This is a genomic window from Elioraea sp., from assembly GCF_051860475.1.
In the GTDB taxonomy this organism is placed as follows: domain Bacteria; phylum Pseudomonadota; class Alphaproteobacteria; order Acetobacterales; family Acetobacteraceae; genus Elioraea.
Window position 1 is genome coordinate 1 of the sequence record NZ_JBHYDW010000317.1, and the last position, 555, is coordinate 555.

1 tRNA gene and 2 rRNA genes are annotated in these 555 nt (G+C 59.6%); all 3 read right to left on the minus strand.

Going from position 1 to position 555, the window contains the following annotated elements:
- Positions 1-33: 33 nt before the first annotated feature.
- A tRNA-Met gene (locus ACTIFU_RS23975) sits at positions 34-107 on the minus strand.
- A 29-nt stretch (positions 108-136) separates the two neighbouring features.
- Positions 137-251 (minus strand): 5S ribosomal RNA (gene rrf, locus ACTIFU_RS23980).
- A 130-nt stretch (positions 252-381) separates the two neighbouring features.
- Positions 382-555 (minus strand): 23S ribosomal RNA (locus ACTIFU_RS23985); the annotation flags it as partial.

The following is a 555-nucleotide window of genomic DNA, read 5'->3' on the forward strand; positions in this document are numbered from 1 at the left end:
TGGCTGGGGTTTTGGTTTCGCAAATCAAGAGGGATGCGGGGACAGGATTTGAACCTGTGACCTTCAGGTTATGAGCCTGACGAGCTACCGGGCTGCTCCACCCCGCGGGGGTGTGATGTGTGGGCACGGTTGGGTGGCCTGGCGCTGACCGACTCTCCCGCCGCTTGAGCGGCAGTACCATAGGCGCTGGAGTGTTTCACGGCCGAGTTCGGGATGGGATCGGGTGTAGCAACTCCGCGATGGGCACCAGGCCACCGAACCGTCTCGCTTGTGACGAGTGAGTTCAGGTGGCGGATGTTGGTTGGGTTGGGAGTGTGCGTTGTGGGGTTTGGTGCTGCGTACGGTGTCCTACCCTTTCGGATGGGACCGCGTTGATGGCGAAGTATTGAGCCTATCGGGCGATTAGGACCGCTTAGCTGAGCACGTTACCGTGCGTACACATGCGGCCTATTGACGTGATGGTCTATCACGGCCCTCAGGGAGACCTGGTTTTGAGGTGGGTTTCCCGCTTAGATGCTTTCAGCGGTTATCCCGTCCACACTTAGCTACCCAGCG